The sequence below is a fragment of the Paraburkholderia mimosarum LMG 23256 = NBRC 106338 genome (genome assembly GCF_000739815.1).
GTDB classification, from domain to species: Bacteria; Pseudomonadota; Gammaproteobacteria; order Burkholderiales; family Burkholderiaceae; genus Paraburkholderia; species Paraburkholderia mimosarum.
In genome coordinates this window covers 111,945-136,625 of the sequence record NZ_BBJJ01000001.1, presented here as the reverse complement: position 1 = coordinate 136,625, position 24,681 = coordinate 111,945, and the positions used below count along the sequence as shown (strand labels likewise).

General features: G+C 66.7%; 16 protein-coding genes. 9 read left to right on the top strand and 7 right to left on the bottom strand.

Features of this window, described 5'->3' with window-relative positions; translation table 11 throughout:
• Window positions 1-16: 16 nt before the first annotated feature.
• Window positions 17-619 (bottom strand): response regulator transcription factor, encoded by a 603-nt coding sequence (locus BMI01S_RS00595; protein ID WP_028211104.1) that lies wholly within the window; start codon window positions 617-619, stop codon window positions 17-19.
• Between the two features lie 180 nt (window positions 620-799).
• Here BMI01S_RS00595 and BMI01S_RS00590 point away from each other — a divergent pair, with 180 nt between their 5' ends.
• The 6 genes from BMI01S_RS00590 (at window position 800) to BMI01S_RS00565 (ending at window position 7,711) form a co-directional block, all read left to right on the top strand.
• A complete protein-coding gene (locus BMI01S_RS00590) occupies window positions 800-1,510 on the top strand; it encodes a TetR/AcrR family transcriptional regulator (RefSeq protein WP_028211105.1) in 711 nt (236 codons plus the stop codon).
• Entirely contained in the window at window positions 1,507-2,457 is a 951-nt protein-coding gene (locus BMI01S_RS00585) for an HlyD family secretion protein (protein ID WP_154671111.1), read from the top strand. Before BMI01S_RS00590 ends, BMI01S_RS00585 begins: the two co-directional genes overlap by 4 nt.
• The gene (locus BMI01S_RS00580) at window positions 2,454-3,440 is read left to right on the top strand and encodes an ABC transporter ATP-binding protein (RefSeq protein WP_042287931.1); all 987 of its coding nucleotides are present in this window, start codon (window positions 2,454-2,456) and stop codon (window positions 3,438-3,440) included. The genes BMI01S_RS00585 and BMI01S_RS00580 overlap by 4 nt, the downstream gene beginning before the upstream one ends.
• A complete protein-coding gene (locus tag BMI01S_RS00575; RefSeq protein ID WP_028211107.1) occupies window positions 3,437-4,579 on the top strand; it encodes an ABC transporter permease in 1,143 nt (380 codons plus the stop codon). The genes BMI01S_RS00580 and BMI01S_RS00575 overlap by 4 nt, the downstream gene beginning before the upstream one ends.
• A gap of 17 nt (window positions 4,580-4,596) precedes the next feature.
• Entirely contained in the window at window positions 4,597-6,114 is a 1,518-nt protein-coding gene (locus BMI01S_RS00570) for an efflux transporter outer membrane subunit (RefSeq protein ID WP_028229783.1), read from the top strand.
• Window positions 6,115-6,235: 121 nt separating this feature from the next.
• Window positions 6,236-7,711 carry an amidase gene (locus tag BMI01S_RS00565; protein ID WP_042287927.1) on the top strand — a complete coding sequence of 492 codons (1,476 nt, stop codon included), beginning with the start codon at window positions 6,236-6,238 and terminating at the stop codon, window positions 7,709-7,711.
• Window positions 7,712-7,776: 65 nt separating this feature from the next.
• On the opposite strand, the gene BMI01S_RS00560 is transcribed toward BMI01S_RS00565, so the two are convergent.
• From BMI01S_RS00560 to BMI01S_RS00545, 4 genes are all read right to left on the bottom strand, one after another.
• Window positions 7,777-8,616: an ABC transporter permease gene (locus BMI01S_RS00560; protein ID WP_028211110.1), complete on the bottom strand. Its 840-nt coding sequence runs from the start codon at window positions 8,614-8,616 to the stop codon at window positions 7,777-7,779.
• Between the two features lie 13 nt (window positions 8,617-8,629).
• Complete coding sequence (locus tag BMI01S_RS00555) at window positions 8,630-9,907, bottom strand: ABC transporter permease (RefSeq protein ID WP_036018524.1); 1,278 nt, start codon at window positions 9,905-9,907, stop codon at window positions 8,630-8,632.
• A gap of 76 nt (window positions 9,908-9,983) precedes the next feature.
• Window positions 9,984-11,027 carry an ABC transporter substrate-binding protein gene (locus tag BMI01S_RS00550; protein ID WP_028211112.1) on the bottom strand — a complete coding sequence of 348 codons (1,044 nt, stop codon included), beginning with the start codon at window positions 11,025-11,027 and terminating at the stop codon, window positions 9,984-9,986.
• Between the two features lie 122 nt (window positions 11,028-11,149).
• Window positions 11,150-12,244, bottom strand: a complete 1,095-nt coding sequence (locus tag BMI01S_RS00545) for an ABC transporter ATP-binding protein (protein ID WP_028211113.1) — start codon at window positions 12,242-12,244, stop codon at window positions 11,150-11,152.
• A 166-nt stretch (window positions 12,245-12,410) separates the two neighbouring features.
• Here BMI01S_RS00545 and pdxR point away from each other — a divergent pair, with 166 nt between their 5' ends.
• On the top strand, window positions 12,411-13,946 hold the full coding sequence (pdxR, locus tag BMI01S_RS00540) for a MocR-like pyridoxine biosynthesis transcription factor PdxR (protein ID WP_028229781.1): 1,536 nt from the start codon (window positions 12,411-12,413) through the stop codon (window positions 13,944-13,946).
• 43 nt (window positions 13,947-13,989) lie between these two features.
• Here the strand turns inward: pdxR and BMI01S_RS00535 are convergent, their stop codons facing one another.
• Window positions 13,990-17,757 carry a DUF748 domain-containing protein gene (locus BMI01S_RS00535; RefSeq protein ID WP_028229780.1) on the bottom strand — a complete coding sequence of 1,256 codons (3,768 nt, stop codon included), beginning with the start codon at window positions 17,755-17,757 and terminating at the stop codon, window positions 13,990-13,992.
• A 361-nt stretch (window positions 17,758-18,118) separates the two neighbouring features.
• Window positions 18,119-19,564 (bottom strand): DUF1254 domain-containing protein, encoded by a 1,446-nt coding sequence (locus BMI01S_RS00530; RefSeq protein ID WP_028229779.1) that lies wholly within the window; start codon window positions 19,562-19,564, stop codon window positions 18,119-18,121.
• 310 nt (window positions 19,565-19,874) lie between these two features.
• Between BMI01S_RS00530 and BMI01S_RS00525 the strand changes: the two genes are divergently transcribed.
• Window positions 19,875-22,355: a heavy metal translocating P-type ATPase gene (locus BMI01S_RS00525; RefSeq protein WP_028229778.1), complete on the top strand. Its 2,481-nt coding sequence runs from the start codon at window positions 19,875-19,877 to the stop codon at window positions 22,353-22,355.
• A gap of 254 nt (window positions 22,356-22,609) precedes the next feature.
• Entirely contained in the window at window positions 22,610-24,604 is a 1,995-nt protein-coding gene (locus BMI01S_RS00520) for a methyl-accepting chemotaxis protein (protein ID WP_028229777.1), read from the top strand.
• Window positions 24,605-24,681 lie beyond the last annotated feature (77 nt).

Sequence of the window (24,681 nt, the reverse complement as noted above, 5' to 3'; positions counted from 1 at the left end):
TTTTCCGTGGGTGGCGTCATTCGACCAGCTTGTTCAACGCAGCAAACTCGATCAACGCCGCTAGCGAAGAAAGGCCGAGCTTGTCGAGCACGCGCGTCTTGTACGTGCTCACGGTTTTATCCGAGAGCCCGAGGCGCGCCGCGATGCCCTTGTTGCTCATACCGCGCGCGAGATATTGAAGCACCTCCACCTCGCGCGGCGAAAGCCCGTCTAGCGCCACGTCACGGCCGCCGCCGCAAGTGCCCGCCGGGAAGCAGTCGTAACCGAGCAGCACCGCTTTCACCACGCCGCACAGTTCCGCCACGCCGCGATTCTTGTTGACGTAGCCGTTCGCCCCTGCAACGCGCGTGTGATTGGCCATGACGAGTTCGGGCTTGGCCGACAGCACGAGAATGCGCGCGTCGGGCTGCTGTGTGCGAATGCCGCGGATGACCGAGAGGCCATCGAGCTTCGGCAACTCGAGGTCGAGAATTACCAGATCGGGCTTCAGTTCCCGCACGAGGCGCAGGCCCTCTTCCCCGTCGCCACACTCTCCTACCAGTTCGTACTCCGTATTCAGCACGTTGTGGAGCATCTTCAGCACGATCGGATGGTCATCGACTACAACGATGCGTTTCATTGTCTGTTCCATGGCGGAATGATTTATTTGTTTGAGCTCTCAGAGGGGAGCTCACAGCCTGAATGACGCGTCGCCGTTTTTGTATAGGAGATTTCCGAAACGCCAGTGATGTCGCACCGCAGGGTTAACGCCGAGCGCCCGCCGTTTGAATTTAACTAACGCGTGAATTAAAGTTCAGCAATGGTCAATCGCACCGCCACCGTTTCTTCGCGTCCCCGCGGCCGGCGCCCCGCCGCCCCCGATGTCGACATCCGCGAGCGGCTGCTTGCCAGCGCCACGCAGCTGTTCGGCGAGCAGGGCATCGCGGCCACCACCATGGCTCAGATCGCGGAAGCGGCGGGCGTGACGTCCGCGATGGTCCACTACTACTTCACGAACCGCGAGAAGCTGCTCGACGCCGTGGTCGAGGAGCGCATCGCGCGCTCGATCGCGTTCGTATGGGAGAGCGCGGAACGCGAATCCGCGCGCGACCCGCAAGCGCTCGTCGAGGAACTGGTCGCGCGGCTCTTCGACGTCACCTCGCGCCTGCCCTGGCTGCCGCCGCTATGGCTGCGCGAGATCGTCAACGAAGGTGGCCTGCTGCGCGAGCGCATGCTCGAGCGTCTGCCCGTCGAGCAGTTGCAGCGCTTTGCCGCGCGCATCGGCGAGGCGCAGCGCGACGGCAGCGTCAACGCCGATCTCGAAGCGCCGCTGCTCTTCATCTCGATCCTCGCGCTCGTCATGCTGCCGCTTGCGACTTCGAAGATCTGGCTCAGCGCGCCCGGCTTCCCGAAAATCGAGCGCGAGGCGCTGCACCGGCATGTGAGCGCCCTGTTGAGCGCCGCGTTGCGGCCAGCGCCGCGCAAAGTTCGCGCGCGCCGCGCCGCGCGTAGCAAGGGAGACGCTTCATGATGCGCAGGATCGTGGGCGCGTGTGCCGCCGCCCTCGCGCTAGCCGCGTGCTCGAAGCACGGCCCGGCAGGCTGGCAAGGCTATGCCGAAGGCGAGTATGTCTACCTCTCCTCGTCGCAGCCGGGCACACTCACCGATCTCAACGTCACGCGCGGTCAAACCGTGGCCGCCAATGCGGCCGCCTTCGCCCTCGACTCGATCGAGGAAACCGCCGCGCGCGACGAGGCTCAGCATCGCCTCACGGCCGCGCAAAAGCAGCTCGCCGACCTGCAAACCGGCAAGCGTCCGCCCGAAGTGCGCGTGACCGAAGCGCAGCTCGCGCAGGCCGAGGCCAACGCGCGCAAGGCCGCGCTCCAGCTCACGCGCGACGAGGCGCAGTTGCGCGCGGGCGGCATTGCGCAGGCGCAGCTCGACGACTCGCGCGCGCAGGCCGCTTCCACGGCCGCCCAGGTACGCGAGCTGCAAAACCAGGTGCGCGTGGCGAACTTGCCGGGTCGCAGCGCGCAAGTCGCCGCGCAGGCCGCCGAAGTCGAGGCGTCGCGCGCTTCGCTCGCACAAGCGCAGTGGCGGCTCGACCAGAAGCGTGTGAGCGTGCCGAGCGGCGGCCTCGTCTACGACACGCTGTTTCGCGTCGGCGAATGGGTGCAGGCGGGGAGCCCCGTCGTCCAGATGCTGCCGCCACAAAACGTGAAGGTGCGCTTCTTCGTGCCCGAAACGGTAGTCGGCTCGCTCGCGCCCGGCCGCAAGGTCGACGTGCGCTGCGACGGCTGTGCCGCCCGGATTCCCGCCACCATCACGTGGATTTCGAACGCCGCCGAATACACGCCGCCCGTCATCTACAGCAACGAAAATCGCGCGAAGCTCGTTTTCATGATCGAGGCGCGGCCCGCCGCGCAAGACGCCGTGAAGCTGCATCCGGGCCAGCCAGTCGAGGTGACGCTGCAATGAGCACCTCTACGCCGCCCACCGGCGACTACGCCATCGACGTGCACAATCTCAACAAGCACTTCGGCAACAAGCATGTGGTGAACGACGTTTCGCTGCGTGTCGGGCGCGGCGAAATATTCGGCTTTCTCGGCCCGAACGGCAGCGGCAAGACCACGTCGATCCGGCTCATGTGCGGCCTGCTCACGCCCGATTCCGGCTCGGGCACCTGCCTTGGCTACGACATCCTGCGCGAAAGTGCGCAGATCAAGCGGCACGTCGGCTACATGACGCAGCGCTTCTCGTACTGGGAAGACCTGACGATCCGCGAGAACCTCGATTTCGTCGCGCGCATCTATCAGATGCCGAAGCGCCGCGAAGCCGTCGATCGCGCGCTCGAATCGCTCGGCCTCGCGAGCCGCGCGAACCAGCTCACGGGTGCGCTCTCGGGCGGATGGAAGCAGCGGCTCGCGCTCGCGGCCTGCATGCTGCACGAGCCCGAACTGCTCCTGCTCGACGAACCGACCGCCGGCGTCGATCCCACGGCGCGCCGCGACTTCTGGGAGGAATTGCACCGGCTCGCCGCACGGGGCATCTCGGTGCTCGTGAGCACGCACTACATGGATGAAGCCGAACGCTGCCACAAGCTCGCCTATATCGCTTACGGCAAGCTGCTCACGCAGGGCACGGCCAGCGAGGTCATCGCCGGGCAGAACCTCGAAACATGGGCCATTCATGGCGAACGTCTCTCCGCCCTCGCCGCGCAGCTGCGCAACGCGCGAGGCATTGACCAGACCGTCGTGTTCGGCTCCGCGCTGCACGCGAGCGGCCGCGACCACGCGGCGCTCGCCGCCGCAGTCGCGCGCGCAGTGGAAGGGCAGCCGTTGCGCGCCGAGCGCATCGACACCGGCCTCGAAGATGTGTTCATCTACTTGATGAGCCAGGTTAAGGATAACTATGCAAATGGCGACCAAAAGCGCAGTGACGGCCGTGGAGTGACAAAGTGAGCGCGTCGTTCCCGTTTTCCCTGGCGCGCTGGTGGAGTATCGTGCTCAAGGAGTTTCTCCAGCTCAAGCGCGACCGCGTCACGTTCGCCATGATCGTCGGCTTGCCGATCATCCAGCTCACGCTGTTCGGCTACGCGATCAACACCGACCCCAAGCATCTGCCCACGGCCATCGTGGTGGGCGAGGACAGCGTGTTCGCGCGCAGCTTCGTCGCGGGCATGCGCAATTCGGCCTACTTCGACGTGATCGAAACGATGCCCGACGAGGCCTCGGCGCGCCGCGCGCTCGCGCGCGGCACGGTGCAGTTCGTGCTGAGCATACCCACCGACTTCTCGCGTCGCCTGTTGCGCGGCGAACGCCCTTCGCTCCTCATCGAGGCCGACGCGAGCGACCCCACCGCCATCACCACCGCGCTTGCGGCCGTACCCGGACTGGTCGCGCCCGTGGTCGCGAAAGATCTCACCGGCCCGCTCGCGCACCTGAACGGCACGCCCGCCGCCTTCGACGTGCAGGTGCACAGGCTTTACAACCCCGAGGGCATCACGCAATACAACGTCGTGCCGGGCCTGATGGGCGTGATCCTGACGATGACGATGGTGATGATGACGGGCCTCGCGATCACGCGCGAGCGCGAGCGCGGCACGATGGAGAACCTGCTCGCCACGCCGGCGCTGCCCATCGAGGTGATGACCGGCAAGATCATCCCCTATGTCGCCATCGGGCTGGTCCAGGCGACCATCATCGTGCTCGCCGCGCGCTACGTGTTTCATGTGCCGTTCGCGGGCGGGCTCGTCGCGCTCTATCTTTCGGCCCTGCTTTTCATTGCGGCGAACCTCACGGTGGGCATCACGCTCTCGTCGCTCGCGCAAAACCAGTTGCAGGCCATGCAGCTGACGATGTTCTATTTCCTGCCTAGCCTGCTGCTCTCCGGCTTCATGTTCCCGTTCGGCGGCATGCCGCGCTGGGCGCAATGGCTCGGCAATCTGCTGCCGCTCACGTATTTCAACCGGCTCGTGCGCGGCATCCTGCTCAAGGGCAACGGCTGGAACGAGCTGTGGCCCGCGGTGTGGCCGCTCGCCGTGTTCACGGTCGCGGTGATGATGATCGCGCTGCGCTTTTACCGGCGCACGCTGGACTAGCCCGGAGGCTCACGACGATGAAGCGCGACGCCTCCTCCATCCTTCTGCTTGGGCTCCTGCTCGCGGGCTGCACCGTCGGCCCCGATTTCCACACGCCCTCGGCGCCCGATGCCACCGGCTGGACACGCGAGCCCGTGCCGGCGGCGACCGCGAGCGCGGCAGGCCCGGGCGGCGGCGTACAGACCTTCGCCACCGCCGAGCACGCGCCCCGCGCGTGGTGGACACAGTTCGGCAGCGCGGAGTTGAACACGCTGGTCGATCAGGCATTGAGCGCGAGCCCAACGCTCGATTCCGCGCGCGCGAAGCTCGTGGAGGCGCGCGAAAACTACAACGCCCAGGCAGGCGCGACGAACTTTCCCGCCGTCGATCTGAAGCTAAACGGCACGCGCCAGAAGATCGATCTCGCCGCCTTCGGCATCACGCAGGTGCCGAACCCGCCCCCGTTCACGCTCTACAACGCTTCGGTCAGCGTCTCATACGTGTTCGATCTGTTCGGCGCCAATCGCCGTGCGCTGGAAGCCACGCTCGCCCACGTCGATTATCAGGCGTACGAAATGGAGGCCGCGCGTTTAACGGTAGCCGCCAACGTCGTGTCCACCGCCATCCGTCGCGCCTCTTTGCAGCGCCAGATTGAAATCACGCGGCAAGTGGCCGACACGCAGGCGCGCCAGCTCACGATCATGCAAGCGCGCCTGGCCGCCGGCGGCGTGGCGGAAATCGACGTGCGCAGCCAGCGCACCCTGGTTGCGCAAACGCGCGCTTCCCTGCCACCGCTCGAAACGCAGCGCGACGCAGCAGATCATCAGCTTGCGATCCTACTTGGCGTCGCGCCTTCCAGCACGCAGTTCGCCGCACCGCTCGACACCCTGTCGCTCGATACGCTGCATCTGCCCGATACGGTTGCGCTCACCGTGCCTTCCACGCTCGCTCGCGAGCGTCCCGACATACGCGCCGCCGAAGCACTGCTGCACGAGGCAAGCGCGAACGTCGGCGTGGCAACCGCCAATCTCTTTCCGCAGATCTCGCTGTCCGCGAGTATTGGATCGGAGCGCACGCATATCGAGGACGTGGTCAGCGGGCTGAACATCTGGAACGTGGGGCTCGGCCTCACGCAACCGCTTTTTCACGGCGGCGAATTGCGCGCGAAGAAACGCGCGTCACAAGCCGCGTATGAAGCCGCTTTCGCCGACTATCGGCAGACGGTCCTGCAAGCGTTGCAGCAGGTCGCCGACTCGCTCCAGGCGCTCCAGAACGATGCGGTCGAGCTGCAAGCGCGCGATGACGCCGCGCGCGACGCGCAGGCCAACGCAGCAATCGCGCGGACGCGCTACAAGGCCGGCGGCGTGAGCGAATTCGCGCTGATCGACACGCAACGCCAGGCACTCCAGACGATGCTGGACCGCACGCGCGCGCAGGCCGATCGCCTCGCGGACACCGCTGCGCTCTATCAATCCCTGGGCGGTGCCGCACTCCCTGGCGCCGAGCCGCCTGCCGCAAGTGAGCAAACCCCGGACCACACCGCGCCCGCCCGGTAACGTTGCCCCGCCGCGCGGCAACCACGACCCTGTGACGGCAACCATTCGTTTCCTTCCGCCTGCGCCGCGGCTGCGCGACAATGATCCTTCCCCTCGCCCCATCCGCAAACGAGAGACACGTATGAATCAGGCATCGCTGTCCCCCGCGCAACTTTCACTCAACGATCTGGTGGCGGCCGACGCACTCGAGCTTTCGGAATGGATCCGCCTGCGCAAGGTGTCCTGCCGCGAGGTGATGAGCGCGTTCCTTGATCATATCGAGCGTGTGAACACGCCCGCCAACGCCATCGTCTCGCTGCGCGAACGCGCCACGCTGCTGGCCGAAGCCGATGAACGCGACGCCCAGCTCGCGCGCGGCGAGTACCTGGGCTGGATGCACGGCATGCCGCAGGCGCCGAAGGATCTCACGGCCACGGCCGGCATTCCCTCGACGCAAGGCTCGCCGCTGTTGCGCAACGAAGTGCCGAAGGCCGACGCCCTGATGGCCGCACGCATGCGCGCACAAGGCGCGATTTTCATCGGCAAGACGAACACGCCGGAGTTCGGCCTCGGCTCGAACACCTACAACACGGTCTTCGGCACGACGCTCAACGCATACGACCCCACGCGCAGCGCGGGCGGCAGCAGCGGCGGCACGGCCGTGGCGCTCGCGCTGCGCATGCTGCCCGTGGCGGACGGCAGCGACATGATGGGCTCGCTGCGCAATCCCGCGGGCTGGAACAACGTATTCGGTTTTCGTCCGTCGCAAGGACGCGTGCCCTCCGTGCCCGCCCACGATCTCTTTTTCCATCAGCTCGGCTATGCGGGGCCCATGGGCCGCAACGTGCCCGACCTCGCCATGCTGCTCTCCACCCAGGCGGGTTACGACGCGCGGGCGCCGCTTTCCCTCGCTGAAGATCCCGTGCAGTTCGCAGGCTCGCTGGAACGCGATTTTCGTTGCGCGCGCATCGGCTGGCTAGGCGACTACGGCGGCTATCTGCCGATGGAAGACGGCGTGCTCGCGCTATGCGAGACGGCAGTCAAGGAGTTCGAATCGATCGGCTGCAAGGTCGAGGCCGCGCGCCCCGACTTCGCGATGGAGCGACTGTGGCAGGCATGGCTCACGCTGCGCCAGTTTTCGTGCGCGGGCACACTCGGCGCGTTCTACCGCGACCCGGAAAAGCACCGCCTGCTCAAGCCCGAGGCGCAATGGGAGGTGGAAGGCGGTCTGAAGCTTTCCGCCGAAGACGTGTGGAACGCCACAGTCACACGCAGCCAGTGGTACAACACGCTGCTCGCACTGTTCGAGCATTACGACTACCTCGCGCTGCCAAGCGCTCAACTCTTCCCGTTCGACGCCAGCGAGCATTGGCCGAAGTCGATCGCGGGCCGCGCGATGGATACGTACCACCGCTGGATGGAAGTCGTGATTGGCGGCAGTCTCGCGGGGCTGCCCGTCATCAGCGTGCCTGCGGGCTTCGATGCGCAAGGCTTGCCGATGGGTCTGCAGATCATCGGCAAGCCGCGTGCCGATCTTTCGGTGCTGCAACTCGCTCACGCATACGATCAGGCCACGCAGTGGGTCAAGCGGCGCTTGCCCGCGCAGCTCGACGCGTAAGCAGCGGAAGCAAAAAAGGCAGCGCCGTGGCGCTGCCTTTTTTCACATCGACGCGACAGATCGTGTCAGGCCTTCACCGCGCGTGCCGCATTTCTTCCGCGCAGCCATTCGAGCGCGAGCAGCAGGCACGTGGAGAACACGATGAGGATCGTTGCGAGCGCAGCGATCGTCGGGCTGATGTTCTCGCGAATGCCCGTGAACATCTGACGCGGCAACGTGGTCTGATCGGCGCCCGCGAGGAACAGCGTCACGACGACTTCGTCGAACGACGTGGCGAACGCGAACAGCGCACCGGAAATCACGCCCGGCGCGATCACGGGCAACGTGATGCGGAAGAACGTCGTGACCGGATTCGCACCGAGCGAGAGGCTCGCACGCACGAGATTATGGTTGAAGCCCTGCAGCGTGGCGGCCACCGTGGTCACGACGAACGGCACGCCCAGCGACGCATGCGCGAGGATCAGGCCGATGTACGTATTGGCGAGACCGAGCGGCGCGAAGAACAGATACATGCCCACGCCAACCACCACCACGGGCACGATCATTGGCGAAATGAGGACCGCCATGAGCACCGCCTTGCCGCGAAAATCGGCCTTGGTGATGCCGATGGCCGCGAGCGTGCCGAGTACGGTCGCCACGACAGTGGCAGAGGGGCCGACGATGAAGCTGTTCTTCGCGGCCATGCGCCATTCGTCGGACATCACGAGGTTCTCGTACCAGCGCAGCGACCAGCCCGGAATCGGGTAGACGAGGAACGTGCTCGACGAAAACGACAGCGGCACGATCGCGAGCACCGGCAGGATCAGATACAGCAGCGTGAGCACGACGAGCGCGCGCAACGCGAAGTACCACACGCGTTCGACGGCCGACGTATGCGGCGCAAAAAGCGGCTTGGCAAATTTCATGATCGCGCCTCCCTCAGCCAAGGCTCAGTTGCGTGCGCGTGAAGCGCCCGTAGATGAAATACAGCACCGTGGTCGCGGCGAGCAAGAGCGCGCCGAGTGCGCAAGCCATGCCCCAGTTGATCGACACGTTGGTGAAGTACGCCACGTAGTAGCTGACCATCTGATCGCCCGGGCCGCCGAGCAGCGCCGGCGTGATGTAGTAGCCGATCGACAGAATGAACACGAGCAGTACGCCCGCACCTACGCCGGGGTACGTCTGCGGCACGTACACGCGCCAGAAGGCCGCGAAAGGATGGCTGCCGAGCGACACCGCTGCGCGCTGGTACGTGGGCGGAATCGACTTCATGACGCTGTACAGAGGCAGCACCATGAACGGCAACAGGATGTGCGTCATCGAGATGTAGACGCCCACGCGATTGAACAGCAGCGTGAGCGGATGCGAAATGAGACCCGTGCCCATGAGCGCCTTGTTGACGAGACCCTCGCCCTGCAGGATCACGATCCACGCGGCCACACGCACGAGGATCGACGTCCAGAACGGAATCAGCACGAGAATCATCACGAGATTCGCGCGGCGCTCGGAGAGCGTCGAGATCCAGTAGGCGAGCGGATAGCCGAGCAGCAGCGCGAACACCGTGACGAACACGCTGATGACGAAGGTGCGCCCGAACACGTCGAGATAGATCTGCTGATCGGGGTCGGCGGCCACGATGCGGCCGAATGCATCCTGCCGGTGATCGAGCGAAGCGAGCAGGTAGAACGGCGAGATGCGCGAGCTGTTCTTCGCGATGGCTTGCCAGTAGGTCACGTCACCCCAGCGGTCGTCGAGGTCGACGATTTTCGCGCGCGTTTGCGCGGGCGTGAGCGTGAGCGGCTTGCCGTCGTCGTCGGCGAGCGGCATGGCGCGCGCCGTCTTCGCGACCAGCGAGCGGAAGCCCGGGATTTCCACATTCAGGCGCCGCGCCAGCGCGCCCATCGCATCCCCTTCCTTAACGACGGCGAGATCCTGCGCGAGCGCAGTGTAGGCCGCATCGGGCGGCGCGCTCTTGCGGTCCCAGCCGCGCAGCGCCGTGATGGTTTGCGGCAGCGCTGTCGCCACTTCGGGGTTCTGCACGGCGCGCGTGAGCAGCGCCGCAATCGGCACGACGAAAATCAGCAGCAGAAAGATTGCGAGCGGCGCGATCAGCATGAGCGCCATCGTCCGCTTCTTCGCTTGCGCCACGCGCAGTTCGCGCTTCAGGCGCGCGGTCTCTTCGCGCGCCGCGCCGGCAACGTTGGTCACGGTCGTCATCGTAGTCACACCTGGTCTCCCCCTGCCCTGCTACACAACGCCCCGGCGCTTGCACGCCGGAGCGTCCATCTCACACTTACTTCGCGGCCCACGAGGAGAAACGCTGCTCCAGTTCGTCGCCGTGGTCGGTCCAGAACGTGAGGTTCTCCTGAATGGCGTTCTTGCCGTTGGCCGGCGAGTTGGGCAGGTTCGCGAGCGTCTTCTCGTCGAGCGCCTTGATCGCGTTGGCGTTCACCGGGCCGTACGCGATGTGTTGCGCATAGGCCTGCTGCGGCTTCGGCGAGAGCGTGTAGGCGATGTACTGCTCGGCCAGCGCCTTGTTCGGTGCGCCCTTCGGGATCGCCCAGTAGTCGAGGTCATAGATGCTGCCGTTCCAGACCACCTTGAGGTTCTTGCCCTCGCGCTGCGCGGCGTCGATACGGCCGTTGTACGCCGTGGACATCACCACGTCGCCCGCCACGAGGAACTGCGGCGGCTGGGCGCCTGCCTCCCACCACTGGATGTTGGGCTTCAGTTCATCGAGCTTCTTGAACGCGCGGTCCTGGCCCGCCTTCGTCGCGAGCACCTTGTAGACGTCCTGCGGCGCCACGCCGTCGGCCATCAGCGCGAATTCCATGTTGTAGCGTGCACCCTTGCGCATGCCGCGCTTGCCCGGGAATTTCTTCACGTCCCAGAAGTCGGCCCAGCTCGTGGGCGCGGTCTTGAGCTTGTCGGCGTTATAGGCGAGCGCCGTGGACCACACGAAGAAGCCCGCGCCGCAGGGCTGCTGTGCGGCCTTCATGAAGTCGCCCTTGTTGCCGAGCTTGGCCCAGTCGAGCTTCTCGTAAAGGCCTTCGTCGCAGCCGCGCGCGATGTCGCCGGTTTCGACTTCCACCACGTCCCAATCCACGTGCTTCGCGTCGACCATGGCCTTCACCTTGGCCTGCTCGCCGTTGTATTCCACAGCGGTGATCTTGTTGCCCGTCTGCGCCTGGAACGGCTCGTTGAATGCCGCCTTTTGCGCATTGCCATTGGCGCCGCCGAAGTTCACGACGGTCAGGTCCGCGGCATGCGCCGCGCCGAACGAGAGTGCGAGTGCGGCCGCGACCGCTGCAACGCGCATGGTGCCGATCTGCTTCATGGTTGAGTCCCTTCTCCTTGGTGGTTTGTCTTGCCGGGCCCTTCGATGCGAGAAACGTGGCCCGATCGTCGAGACGTTTCGCGAAACACGGCGCACGATGTCGCGCGCCGCGCCCGCCAGCGTCATGCGAACACGCGCAGATGCTCCGGCGCGAACTCGAGTGCGACCGGCTGGCCGGGCGCGAAGCCGTCGAGCGCCTCGGTGCCGAGCGGCACTTTCACGAAGCATTCGTCCTGCTGGGGCAGACCGCAGCGCATGCGCACGTGGTCGCCGAAATAGATGAGGCCGCGTGCCTCGCCCGACAGCGCGTTCGAACCATTGCGGGCCGCGCCGTTCGCCGCCAGCTTCATGCGCTCGGGGCGTATGCAGGCGATGGCCGCGGCTCCCGCCTGCGCGCCCGCCACGTTGCGGCCGGTGAGGCGCGTGCCGTCGGCGAGATGCATTTCGCAGTACTCGCCATTCACCGAGGCAATCGTGCCGCGCAGCCGGTTGCTGTCGCCGATGAAGTTCGCCACGAACTCGTTGCACGGCGATTCGTAGAGGCGGTCGACGCTGTCGAGCTGCTGCACGATGCCCTTGTCGAACACGGCCACCCGGTCCGACATCGTGAGCGCCTCGCCCTGGTCGTGGGTGACATAGACGAACGTGACGCCGAGCTTCTCGTGCAGCGACTTCAGTTCGTACTGCATATGTTCGCGCAACTGCTTGTCGAGCGCGCCGAGCGGCTCGTCCATCAGCACGAGCTTGGGCTGGAACACGAGCGCGCGGGCCAGCGCGATACGCTGCTGCTGGCCGCCCGAAAGCTGGGCGGGATAGCGCTTCGCGAAGCCTTCCATACGCACCATCTTGAGCGCGTCGTTCACGCGCTGGGCGCGCTCGGCCGTGGGCACCTTGCGCACGCCGAGCGGGTAGGCGACGTTCTGCTCGACCGTGAGATGCGGAAAGAGCGCGTAATTCTGGAACACCATGCCGATGTCGCGCTTGTGCGGCGGCACGTTGTTGAGCAGCTTGCCCTCCAGGCGGATTTCGCCGCCGGTGGGAAACTCGAAGCCGGCGAGCATCATGAGGCAGGTAGTCTTGCCGGAGCCGGACGGCCCGAGCAGTGTCAGAAACTCGCCTTGATAGATATCGAGGTCAAGTTGTTTGACAACCAGCGTTTCGCCGTCATAGGTCTTGCGTACGCCGCGAAAGCTGACGATCACATCCGAGGTCTTCATTCGCCCTGTCTCCTTTGCTTGCTTTTCGCCGGTCCGCCCGCGCAATCTGACGCGATTAAATAATTATGCCGCAGGCATTAACCGGAACTGACGTGCGAATTACTATAGATGGTCCCGGCTCTATCTCATGGAGCCATTTCATTATTCCTGATGGAACCACTTCGCCATGGTCATCCTGTCCGAATGGCTCGCGGCGCAGCTCGACAAGGAGAGCGCCGAACCCGCCTATCGTCAGCTGTTACAGCTCATGCAGCAAGCTATTCTGACAGGACGGCTCGCGCCCGGCACCAAGCTGCCCAGTTCGCGCCTGCTCGCGGCCGACCTCGGCGTGGCCCGCAACACCGTGCTGCACGTGTACGACCAGTTGAGCGCCGAAGGCTACGTGATCTCCACCACGGGCAGCGGCACCTATGTCGCCGACACGCGCCCCGACTCGGCCGCCGTGAGTACGCCCACGAACAAGCCCTCGCCGGCGCGCTCCCCCGACGACGAAAACGACGCGACCGGCTCCTCCCCGCGCGGCGACATGTCGACTCGCGGCCAGCGTCTCATCGAGGAAGCGGGCGTTTCCGCCAAGCAGTGGGGGGCGTTCATGCCGGGCGTGCCCGACGTGGCCGAGTTTCCGGCCCGCACGTGGAGCCGCCTGCAGGCACGGCTGTGGAAGTCGGCCAATCATGGCTTGCTGACCTACGCGCCCGGCGGCGGCTACCGGCCGCTGCGGCGCGCGCTCTCGGACTACCTGCGCGTGGCGCGCTCGGTGCGCTGCACGCCGGACCAGATCATCATCACGACGGGCATTCACCAGTCGATCGATCTCTCGGTACGCCTGCTCGCTGACGTGGGCGACCGCGCGTGGGTGGAGGAGCCGTGCTACTGGGGCGCGCGCAGCGTCCTGCAATCCTCGGGATTGAAGCTCGCTCCTGTTCCTGTCGATGAAGAAGGCCTCAACCCGCGCGAGCAGGACCTGCGCGAGCCGCCGCGCATCGCGCTCGTCACGCCCTCGCACCAATATCCGCTCGGCATGGTGATGAGCCTCGCGCGCCGCCGAACGCTGCTCGAATACGCGCGCCAGCACAAGGTATGGATCATCGAGGACGACTACGACAGCGAGTTCCGCTACGGCAGCCGCCCGCTGGCCTCGCTCCAGGGGCTCGACGAATCCGACCGCGTGATTTACGTGGGGAGCCTCGGCAAGCTGCTGTTTCCGGGCCTGCGCATCGGCTACATGGTCGTGCCCGAGCGGCTAGCGGCCACCTTCCGCACGGGTGTGGCGGAGCTGTACCGCGAAGGCCAGCTCATGCAGCAGGCCGTGCTCGCCGAGTTCATCATGGACGGCTACCTCACCTCGCATGTGCGCCGCATGCGCACGCTCTACGGCGAGCGCCGCCAGTTGCTGATCGACGCCGTCACGCGCCATTTCGGCGACGCGCTGCCGGTCATGGGCGACGAAGCGGGCCTGCACTTCGTGCTCGGCCTGCCTGACACCGCCGACGACCGTGCCATCGCGTCCGCCGCCTACGACGCGGGCGTGATCGTGCGGCCGCTTGCGGCCTACTACAGCGTTCGCCAGGAGCGTAAAGGATTGCTGACGGGCTACGCGTGCGTGCCGCACGAGCAAATCGAACCGGCGTTTGCGACGCTCGCGCGGGTGATCGAGGAACACGCGTTTGCGAAGCCGCAAAAGCTGCGGCGCACCGGTTAGACGAGGGCGCGCCGCCAGCGTGCCGAAAACGCGAATCACCGGCTCATTTCAGCCCGAAATCGACGCGCGTGGTCGCCCCCTTGTCGTCGATGCCTTTCGCGTCGAGCTTCGGCGCGACGACGAACACGCGGCTCGGATCGACCTTGCCCTCGAAGTACTGCTGCACCGCTTGCGCGCGCTCCTGCGCGAGGTTGCGCAAGGCGGCGTCGTCAACGGGCGCGTGGTCGGCCAGTGCCTGCTTCATGTCGTCCACGGGCAGCGTCTTCGTCAAGCCGACCATGTTGCGCGGTTTCTTGAAGTCCGCGTCCTTATAGGCTTTGGTGAGGTATTTTTCGTATTCCTTGTCGTCCACCTTGACCTGCGAAGTATCGACGCTCTCGCCGTTGCCCACCGTGTCCTTCACTTTCTCCAGCCGCACGAGGTGCTCCACGTACTGCTGGCGCAGCGCGGGCGTGTCCACGGCGGGATCGACGCGGCCGATCAGGTCGATCTTGATCGACGGCTTGTCGTCCAGCGCCTTGGCGATCGTGTCGAGCTTCTTCTGGTCGGCTTCGTCGAGCGTCGCCGTGCCCGGCGTGAACTCCACGTAGCCCAGCTCTTCTCCCCCGCCGCCGAATGCGTTGGCGAGCAGCGCGAACGGCGCGGTCACCGCTTTGGCGATGAGGTTGAGCACCGCCTTCCAGATCAGGCCGCCCAGGCTGAACTCGGGGTTCGAGAGCGAGCCCGATACCGGAATGTTCACGTCGATCTCGCCCTTGCGGTTCTTGAGCAGCGAGATAGCGAGACGCACCGGCAGCTTCGTGGCCGTGTCGTTCTCCACGTGGTCGCCGAACGTGAGCTGGTCGATGAAGAGGTGGTTGTTTGCCGTGAGCTCGTCGTTCGCGAGCTGGTAATGCAGGTCGACGTTGAGCTTGCCCTTCGTGATCGGATAGCCCGCGTACTTGGCGGAGTAAGGCGTGAGGTTCGTGAGCTCGACGTCGTGCGCGCTCGCCGTGAGGTCGAGCGAAGGCTTCTCGATCAGCGGGTTCACCGTACCCTTGATCGCAATCGGCCCGTTCGCCGCGAGCTTCGCGGAAACGTCCACAGGAGCGGGCGTCGTCGATTCGGTGCCGAACGCGCCCACCTTGCCCTGGATCTGCACGAGGTCGGCGCTGTAGTTCGGCTTGATGAAGTTGTCGGTGTAGTTCACTCGGCCGTCCTGCAGCACGAGCTCGCCGAAGTGCAGGCGCACGGGATGCTTCGGCGCCTGCGCGGCCTGCACCGCGGCCGGCGCGGGAGCGGGTGCGGAAACCGCCCGCACCGGCGCGCTGGCTGCCTGCGGCGTGAGCGGCACCGGCTCGCGGCCGTCGCGCTTGCCCGCGTTCGCGTCCTGCGTGAGCGACTGCGCCGGCCCGGTTTGATGCGCGACCACGTCCTTGAGGTTGAGCTTGCCTTGCGCGTCGAGCAGCACGCGCCCGTAGAAGCCCGAGAAGGTCACGCGGCTCGCGTCCACGTCGGTGCCGCGCGCGTCGTCGTAATTCGCCTTCAGGTTCGTGAGCGCGAGCGAGCGCCAGCCCGCGAACGGGCCGGACGTGACCTTGTCGAGCATGCGCACGTCCACGAGCGCCGCGTCGCCGCGATAGTTCGCCTTGAGCGCCTTGCCCTGCTCGACGGAAAGCTGCCCCGTCATGTTGAGCAGCGCGCTCGCGACCACCGCGTTGAGCTGCTCGCCGAAGTAAGGCTCGAGCGCGGCGGCGTCGAGCCGGTTCGCGTCGATCTTCAGCTGCGCCGTGAGCGGCGCGGGGTTCACCTTGCCGCTCAGCGCGAGCGTCCCCTTGCGGTTGACGGTCGCCTTCAGGTCGAGCGGCAGCGGATGCCTCATGTCGTCGCTGATCTGCTGGATCTTCAGATCGAGCGGCGCGATGGCGAGCTTCACCGGGCGCGGCGTCGAGCTGTCCGTGAAGTTGACCGTGCCGTTGTTGAGCGTGAGCGCGTCGATCGTGTAGCGCCAGGCCGGCCCTTCCTTCACCGCCTTGCGCGCCGCGTGGATCGCCGTGCGCTCGGGCAGCGCTTCTCCGCCCGAGGCGAATTCCATGAGGGCGATCCTGCCGTTCTTCTGCCGCTCGACATTCACGGCGAGACCGGTCGCGTCGATCGAGGTGATCTGCGCCTTGCGCGCAGTGACGTCGGCGCCACTCAAGCGCACCTTGCCCTCGGCAAGCGTGACGGCCGGCTCCTTGGCACCGCGCGTGGCGAGCTTCAGCGATTGGAGCCCCAGCGTGCTTTCGCCGATCTGCACGGCGGTGGGCGACTGTGCCCAGTCCGCCTTGAGGAGCGAACTCAGGTTGAGCTTGCCGTCGATGACCTGCGCCCCGGTCATGCTATCGAGATATGGCTGGATCGGCGGCAGCGTCATCTGCTGGATTTCGACGTTCGCGTCCGCGTGCTTGCCGGCGAGGCTCAACGCGCCCGCCATCTTCACCGCGCCGCCCTGGCTGAGGTTCGTCGCGAACGTGTAAGCCGAAGCTGTTTTCGCCGTGGTCGAGAAGTTCGCGAGCGTGGTCGAGACCTGAGTGAGGTCGAGATCCACCGGCCTCGAAGCCGCTTCGTCCCTCACGTGCACGGTGCCGTTCGTGAGCGCGAACTGGCGGATCGAGAGATCGAGCGGCGCGGGCTTTGCTGCGGCGGCCGCCGCTTGCGCGGCCTCGGCAGCCGATGCCCCCGAGGCCGGCCCGGCGCCCGCGGCCGGCGCATTTTGCGCCGCCGGCGCGCCCATCAGTTTCTCGACGCTAAGCACACCTTGCTTGTCGCGCGCGACCCACAAGGTCGGCGCGTCGAGATGGATGTCGTCGAAGCGATAGACGTTCGCGAACGGTTCCAGCGAGGCTGCCGCCACGTGCAGGCTGCGCGCGCCGAAGAACGGCGCGCTGGCGTTGTCGATGGCATCGACATCGTTCAGGTCGGTCGTGCCCGACACGCGCAGCGTGGGCTTGTCGCCCGACATCACGAAATCGAGCTTGAGGTTGGTCGAGAGCCTGCCGCTCTTGACCGTGACCGGTAGCCTGGTGGGCGAGTAGGTCAGGAGCTTCGGCACGTCGAGGTCGGTCAGGCGCAGTTCGATTTCCGATTCGCGCGACGCCGAAAACGGCTTGGTCCTGCCGTCGATGGCGAGCGTGCTCGCGCCGTCGATGCGCGCGCGCAGCATCGGCTGGACGAAGATGTCGGTCTTGGAAGGCAGCGTGGCGATGAACGGAATGCCGAGCGACCAGCGATCGATCACGTGCTTTTCGTTGAGCAGGCGATCGTCGAACGTGATCTGGCCATTCTCGATGCGGATGTTCGACACCGAGAACTGCGTGGGTTTGCTGTTGGGTTTCGAGGGCGTCGAGAACTTCTCGATGAGGTCGGAAAAGTTGAAGTGCTGTGCGTCGAGCCGCACGATCGTGGCGCGCGGCGAGTCGAGCCGCAGCTCGTCGACGATGGGCGCGCCGCGAAAGATCGACGACCACGAAGCCCGCACGACGGCGCGCGAAACATCGAAGAAGTCGCCATTGCCGCCGCGTTCGCCGATCCGCACGCGGTCCGCCTCGAGACGCAGCGTGTACGGATTGAGCGCGATACGGCCAATGCTGACCGGGCGCTCGAGCTGCTTGCTCAACTGTTGTTCGGCGACATGGCGAATGAGGGGCGGCGCAGCGAAGAACCCGAGCAGGCCGAACACCACGAGGAAGATAAGGACGCCCGTGAGGATGTGCCGCGTGCGGGGCGCGCGCGCCACGGCGCGCACCGATTGCAAGGAAGAGTTGAGCGACGCTTTATTGAGGCTTGCCATGCTTGCTTGCGGGTGATGCGGCGACAGGCCCGCCGCGGGATGTGGGTCTGGTGTCGGATGTCCGGGGGATGCCGACAGGCGAAAGTATAGGTCCGATACCAGGCCTGACGACGCGAAAACGCCGCGCCAGGCATAGAAATTGGTAACGAACGGAAACGGCTTTGCAATGGCTGTCGCGCGTGTTGCGCCATGCATGAAGTGCACGGCTCGCGCGGATCCGGAAGCGGGTTCGGGCGGCGCGTTTCACGGCGCACTTCACGGCGCCTTCGCACGCCGTTGCGGCGAACGAAACGCGGAGGCGCAACGCCGGAGGCGCGCGCCGCCGCTATGGGTCGTTACTGAACGCTTGTCTGACCGCCTGTCACTGGCGCTCGATGGCGGGCGGCTGCCAGCTGCCGTCGGTCGCTTGCGGTTTCGGCGCGTAGAGCCGCATCACGAGACGGAAGTCGCCATGCGGCGCCGGCACCCAGTTCGCGCCGCCGCGCGGCCGTTCGGCGCTCACGTGCACGTCGAGCGATCCGTCTCGATTGCGCCGCGCGCCGCTGCGGTCGCCGAACGCGACTCGCACGGGCGCGTCGGCGTCGAGCGCACCGTCGGCCGTATAAGCCGTGATCGACCAGAAGCCGCGCACCGGCGGCAACTGCTTCGCCGTGAAATGGATCGTGTAGCGGTTTGCGCCGTTGAGCGCATGACCGTCGCTGTCCTTGCTCACGCGCGCGCGCACTTCGTCGCGGCTGGTGGCGAGGCCCGGCGAGGTATAGGCCGCGTAGGCGCGCAGCGTGTAGTCGGGGCCGTAGTTGCCCGCGTCGTCGCCCACCCAGAGCCAGCCGTTGCCGGCCAGCAGATTGGACGGCGGCGCCGCGGCGCGCGCGCGGCCGTCCGCGAGGCCCGCCTTCACGACCGCGGCGTCCTTCGCCCCCGAGGGCAACTGCGCCGGATCGCCCGGATGCACGCCGATGTCGCCGAGAATCTTGAGCGCATGCGCGTCGTCGGGCACGGGCGGATTGTCCTCCAGCGCCAGCGCGAGGCGATTGAAGAAGCCGTTCGCGTCGAGGGCCGCGACCTGAGCGGACGGCGTGCCCGGCGCGACCGGATCGCCGCTCTGCGTCGCGCCGGCCGGCTCGCCACCGTGGGCGCTGCCTTTGCCATGCGCGCCGTGATCGTCCCATGCGGAAAGCGGCGTGACCTGCAAACCGCGCTGCAGCCGCCGCACGGCCGCGAGGTCGCCGCCGCCGCGCGTCTGAATACGCGCGAGGAACCACACATAGCGCGTCGTCACTTCCACGCGCTTCACGCGCGCGGGCAGCGTGCCTTTCCAGCCGACGGGAACGAATGCAATCGTTTGCGCCTTCGGACCGCTGACATGATCGCCGGCTTGCGCGGCACCGGTCGACCAGACCACGTTGGTCCACATGTCGAGCGCGCGCGCATCCATATAGCGGCCATGCGTGTCGGGTAGCGTCACCAGCACGGGCTCGCGGGAGAGGTCGAGCCAGCCACTCGAGGCAAGCGTGTCGAGATTGGGTTCGGGCGGGCTCGAGGCCCCGACGGGCGGCAGCGACTGCGCGTGGCGCAGCGTGTTCGGCGCGGCCTGCCCGGGCCCGCTGCCCGTGGCGGCTTCGCGCGACACGTCCATCAGCACGAGCGGATAGCCGAATACATAAGAGTCGGCGACTTCGTCCTTCATCCACCCGTTGCTCTTCGGCGCCACGCCGTCCGGCGCCGAGGCGCAGCCGGCGATCAGGGCAAGGCAGGCAAGCCCGAAACCGCTACGGTACCGGGAGAATTCTCGATGTATTGTTGTCATTTGTTCGTTGTGTGCGATGCGGGCGGTCCATGAAGTGACGTCGACCGGCCACCAGCCCTCCGCGCGGGCCCCCCCAGGGCCGCCGTGACATGCGCGTGGCGTGGCGCCAATGCCGCCGGTAGGTATCGTATCGCTCGCGCATGGGCCTGAAAAGACTGCAGCGCTCAATATTGCCTCACAGGCGCGCGCTTGCGCACACAGTCCAATCTGACACAAAAGTGACCCATGGCCGCTTCCGGCACTTGACCTTCCCATGATGGGAACGTAGATACTGCGTAACGTCGATAACACCAGCGTTCACACCATCCTCATGAACGAACCCCTTGTAGCGGAGCGCGCCGAAGCCGTGGCCGAACTCGAGATCCACGGCATGACCTGTGCCTCCTGCGCCACGCGCGTTGAGAAGGCGCTTGCCCGGGTGCCGGGCGTCACTCGCGCCTCGGTCAACCTCGCTACGGAAAAGGCCACCGTCGAAGCGAGCAGCAGCGTTGCGCGCGCAACGCTCGTCGCCGCCGTCGAAAAGGCCGGCTACGAAGCCGTGCCCGTCGCCACGGAAACCGCCACGCTCGCCATCGGCGGGATGACCTGTGCGTCCTGCGCGAATCGTGTCGAGAAAGCGCTTTCGCGCGTGCCCGGCGTGGCCGGGGCAAGCGTGAACCTCGCCACCGAGCAGGCAACCGTCAATCTGCGCGCGCCGCTCACCGGCGAGCTGCAGGACCAGCTCGTCGCCGCCGTGAAGAAGGCCGGCTACGAGGCGTCGCCGCTCGCCGCCGAAGCTGAGATCCCTTCCCCGGCGAAAAGCACCGCCGCAAGCGACGCGGCGCGCCGCGAATGGCGCGCCGTGCTGACCTCGGCCGTGCTCACGGTCCCGCTCGTGCTGCCGATGCTCGGCCACTGGCTCGGTTTCGACTGGATGCTGCCCGCCGTGGCGCAGCTCGCGCTCGCCAGCGTCGTGCAGTTCGCGTTCGGCGCGCGCTTCTACCGCGCCGCATGGAAGGCCGTGCGCGCGGGCGCCGGCAACATGGACCTGCTCGTGGCGCTCGGCACCTCGGCCGCGTATGGCGTGAGCGTCTATGCGATGCTCGTGCATCCCGGCGATATGGCGCATCTGTACTTCGAGGCTTCGGCCGTGGTCATCACGCTCGTGCGCTTCGGCAAGTGGCTCGAAGCGCGCGCGAAGCGCCAGACCACCGACGCCATCCGCGCCCTCAACGCGCTGCGGCCTGACCGGGCACGCATCCGCGTCGACGGCGCAAACGGCGCCGACGCGGAGGAACGCGAAGTGCCGCTCGCCCAGGTGCGCGTGGGCACGCTGGTGGTCGTGCGCCCCGGCGAGCGCCTGCCGGTGGACGGCGTCGTGATCGAAGGCCGCAGCCATGTCGACGAATCGCTCATCACGGGCGAGAGCCTGCCGGTGCCGAAGGCGCCCGATGATCCCGTCACGGCGGGCTCGATCAACGGCGAAGGTGCGATGGCCGTGCGCACCACGGCCATCGGCGCGGAGACCACGCTCGCGCGCATCATCCGGCTCGTGGAGAGCGCGCAGGCCGAGAAAGCGCCGATCCAGCGTCTCGTCGATCGCGTGAGCGCGATGTTCGTGCCCGCGATTCTCGTAATCGCGGCCATCACGCTGGGCGGCTGGCTGTTCGCAGGCGCGAGTGCCGAGACGGCGATCCTCAACGCCGTGGCCGTGCTCGTGATCGCCTGCCCGTGCGCGCTCGGCCTCGCCACGCCTGCCGCGATCATGGCGGGCACGGGCGTGGCAGCACGCCACGGCGTACTCATCAAGGATGCCGAAGCGTTGGAGACCGCCCACCACGTGAGCGTGGTCGCCTTCGACAAGACCGGCACGCTCACGCTCGGCCAGCCCTCGCTCACCGCGTTCGAAGCGGCCGAGGGCCTCGATCGCGACGCGGCGCTTGCGCTCGCCGCCGCCGTGCAGCGGCAAAGCGACCACCCGCTCGCGAAGGCCGTGGTGCAGGCGGCTCAAGCTCGCGCACAAGAACAGGCAATGCCCACCGCTGCCCATGCGCGAGCGGTGCCGGGACGCGGCGTCGAGGCCGAAGTGGATGGCCGTCGCCTCGCGATCGGCAGCGGACGCTGGCTCGACGAGCTTGCACTGGCCGTTCCGCCCGCGCTCGCGGCGCGCGCGCGTTCGCTCGAAGCGGCGGGCAACACCGTATCGTGGCTGTTCGCACTCCAAGGGGAAGCGCAAGGAGAAGCCGTTCTCGCGCTCCTCGCGTTCGGCGACACGGTGAAGCCCACGGCGCGCGAGGCGATTGCGAGCCTCAAGGCGATGGGCATCCGCAGCGTGCTCGTGACCGGCGACAACGCGGGCAGCGCGGCGGCCGTGGCGGCGCAGCTAGGCATCGACGAATTCCACGCCCAGGTGCTGCCCGACGACAAGGCGCGCACGATCCGCGACCTCAAGATCAAGAGCGGCGGGATCGTCGCGATGGCCGGCGACGGCATCAACGACGCCCCGGCGCTCGCCGCCGCCGACATCGGCATCGCCATGGCCACGGGCACCGACGTCGCCATGCACGCAGCGGGCATCACGCTCATGCGCGGCGACCCGGCGCTCGTAGCAGCCGCAATCGACATTTCGCGGCGCACGTGGCGCAAGATCCAGCAGAACCTGTTCTGGGCGTTCATCTACAACCTGATCGGCATTCCGCTCGCGGCGTTCGGGCTGCTCAATCCCTTGCTCGCGGGCGCGGCGATGGCGTTCTCCAGCGTGAGCGTCGTGACCAACGCGCTCTTGCTTAGAACCTGGCGAGGACGGCGCTAAGACCGCGTACGGAATGTCGCGCGGAATGATCAAAAGGGCGCATCACGCGCCCTTCTTCGTTGCGCCCTCAACTGTTCGGATATCGAAATTTCCCACAGTTTGGGCAGCCGATGGAATGATCGTTCTATTCTCGAATTAAATTGTAAGAATTTTGGCGTTCCGCCCTAAAGGATCGCCCACGCACGCCGTAATGCGTCATGCCAGCGCCTCTGGCGCAGGTTCCCTCCTTGCATGCTTTATTCGGAACCGATCTCATGCTTTCACGCTTATCCCGCCGCGCGAGCGTCGGCGTGCGCCTCGCCTTGCTTTCATGCGTATTCGTCGCAGTCATTTTCGCGGCCTTTACATGGGCGATCACGCAGTCGGCGGCCACCCAGGTCGGCGAGCAGGTGCGCATGCGCATTGCCGAGAAGGACCAGTCGGTTGCTTCGTCGATTTCGCTCATCGACGGCGCGCTCACCGCGGAAGTCGACCGCGCCATGCAGCTCTTCGAGAGCTTCCTGCCCGGCGCCTTCACGCTCGACCCCACGCAAACCGTCGACATCGGCGGCAAGGCCACGCCGGTCTTCAAGTCCGGCGACCACGTGCTGAACCTGGACTTCTCGATACCGGACCAGTTTCTCGCGCGCAGCGGCGAAATCGCGACGATTTTCGCGCGCAGCGGCGACGACTTCGTGCGCGTGACCACCTCGCTCAAGAAGCAGGACGGCTCCCGCGCGATCGGCACGCTGCTCGACCGCAAGGGCCCCGCCTACGCACCGGTGCTCGCCAATCGCACGTATACCGGCCTCGCCCAGCTGTTCGGCAAGCAGTACATCACGCAGTACAAGCCGATTCTCGACGCGAGCGGCCATGTGATCGGCGCGCTTTTCGTCGGCGTGGACGTGGGCGAGCAGATCGAAGCGCTCAAGAGCGAGATCGCGAAGCTCAAGATCGGCGAGACCGGCTATTACTTCGTGATGGACGCGTCGAACGGGCCAGGACGCGGCACGTTCCTCGTTCACCCGAGCGCCGCCGGCAAGCACTACGACGACGCCGATGCGCCCTGGTCGCGCATGCTCGAAGCGCGCGAAGGCACGCTCGACTACACCTCGGCCGACACGCGCGCCAGGTTCGCCTCGTTCGTCAGCGTGCCGCAATGGCAATGGCTCGTGGGCGGCGTCGCGGTGCGCGACGAGATCATGGCCGAAGTGAACGCCACGCGCGACCGCTTTGCGGCCATCGGCCTCGCGCTCGTCGTGCTGTTCGCGGCGCTTTCGATCTACGCGGCACGCCGCATCGTGAGCCAGCCGCTGGACGCCGCGGCGCAAGCCGCCGGCCAGCTCGCGGCGGGCGACCTCACGGTGCGGATCGGCAACACCGGCGGCAACACCAGCGGCAACACCGGCGCGACCCACGCCGCGGGCGCCCAAAGCACGGCGGCCGCCGACGAAATCGGCCGCCTCACGCGCGCCATCGACGGCATAGGCGTTGGTCTCGCGCAGATCGTCGCGCAGGTGCGCAGCGCCACGGCGCAGATGAGCGAGGACACCTCGCGCATTGCCCAGGGCAGCGGCGAGATCGCCTCGCGCATCGCGAGCCAGGCGAGCAGCCTGGAGGAAACGGCGGCGAGCATGGAAGAACTCACCTCCACCGTGCAGCAGAACGCCGACCACGCGTCGCGCGCCAACAGCGTGGTGAGCAGCGCGGCCGAAGCCGCGCTCGACGGCGGCCGCGCCGTGGGCCGCGTGGTGGAGACGATGAACGACATCAGCCGCTCATCGCAAAAGATCGCCGAGATCACCGGCGTGATCGACGGCATCGCGTTCCAGACCAATATCCTCGCGCTCAACGCCGCCGTGGAAGCCGCGCGCGCGGGCGAGCACGGCAAGGGCTTCGCCGTGGTGGCGAGCGAAGTACGCGCGCTCGCGCAACGCAGCGCGGCCGCGGCGAAGGAAATCTCGGCGCTGATCGCCGAATCGTCGTCGACCGTCGAGACGGGTTACCGCATCGCCGGCGAGGCGAGCACGACGATGCGCGGCATCGTCGCGCGCGTGGATGAAGTGCGCTCGATCATCGGCGAGATCAGCGTGGCGTCGCGCGAACAGTCGGGCGGCATCGAGCAGGTGAATGTCGCGGTTTCGCAGATCGGCGCGGCGACACAGCAAAACGCGGCGCTCGTGGGCGACGCGGAACGCGCCGCAGCCGCGCTCAACGACCATGCGGCAGCGCTTGCCGAGCTCGTTTCCGTGTTCAAGGTGCGGGATTAGACGGACGACGCAGCGAAGCCCAGGTTCGGGGCGCACGGCACAAAAAAAGGCGGCGCTGAAAATCGCGCCGCCTTTTC

Excerpts from the sequence above, each read along its gene's own strand:
- BMI01S_RS00520 (WP_028229777.1), top strand. The coding sequence starts at position 22,610 with ATGCTTTCACGCTTATCCCGCCGCGCGAGCGTCGGCGTGCGCCTCGCC.
- BMI01S_RS00545 (WP_028211113.1), bottom strand. The coding sequence starts at position 12,244 with ATGAAGACCTCGGATGTGATCGTCAGCTTTCGCGGCGTACGCAAGACC.
- BMI01S_RS00530 (WP_028229779.1), bottom strand. The coding sequence starts at position 19,564 with ATGACAACAATACATCGAGAATTCTCCCGGTACCGTAGCGGTTTCGGG.
- BMI01S_RS00525 (WP_028229778.1), top strand. The coding sequence starts at position 19,875 with ATGAACGAACCCCTTGTAGCGGAGCGCGCCGAAGCCGTGGCCGAACTC.
- BMI01S_RS00590 (WP_028211105.1), top strand. The coding sequence starts at position 800 with ATGGTCAATCGCACCGCCACCGTTTCTTCGCGTCCCCGCGGCCGGCGC.
- BMI01S_RS00570 (WP_028229783.1), top strand. The coding sequence starts at position 4,597 with ATGAAGCGCGACGCCTCCTCCATCCTTCTGCTTGGGCTCCTGCTCGCG.
- pdxR (WP_028229781.1), top strand. The coding sequence starts at position 12,411 with ATGGTCATCCTGTCCGAATGGCTCGCGGCGCAGCTCGACAAGGAGAGC.
- BMI01S_RS00595 (WP_028211104.1), bottom strand. The coding sequence starts at position 619 with ATGAAACGCATCGTTGTAGTCGATGACCATCCGATCGTGCTGAAGATG.
- BMI01S_RS00560 (WP_028211110.1), bottom strand. The coding sequence starts at position 8,616 with ATGAAATTTGCCAAGCCGCTTTTTGCGCCGCATACGTCGGCCGTCGAA.
- BMI01S_RS00555 (WP_036018524.1), bottom strand. The coding sequence starts at position 9,907 with ATGACGACCGTGACCAACGTTGCCGGCGCGGCGCGCGAAGAGACCGCG.
- BMI01S_RS00585 (WP_154671111.1), top strand. The coding sequence starts at position 1,507 with ATGATGCGCAGGATCGTGGGCGCGTGTGCCGCCGCCCTCGCGCTAGCC.
- BMI01S_RS00550 (WP_028211112.1), bottom strand. The coding sequence starts at position 11,027 with ATGAAGCAGATCGGCACCATGCGCGTTGCAGCGGTCGCGGCCGCACTC.
- BMI01S_RS00565 (WP_042287927.1), top strand. The coding sequence starts at position 6,236 with ATGAATCAGGCATCGCTGTCCCCCGCGCAACTTTCACTCAACGATCTG.
- BMI01S_RS00580 (WP_042287931.1), top strand. The coding sequence starts at position 2,454 with ATGAGCACCTCTACGCCGCCCACCGGCGACTACGCCATCGACGTGCAC.
- BMI01S_RS00535 (WP_028229780.1), bottom strand. The coding sequence starts at position 17,757 with ATGGCAAGCCTCAATAAAGCGTCGCTCAACTCTTCCTTGCAATCGGTG.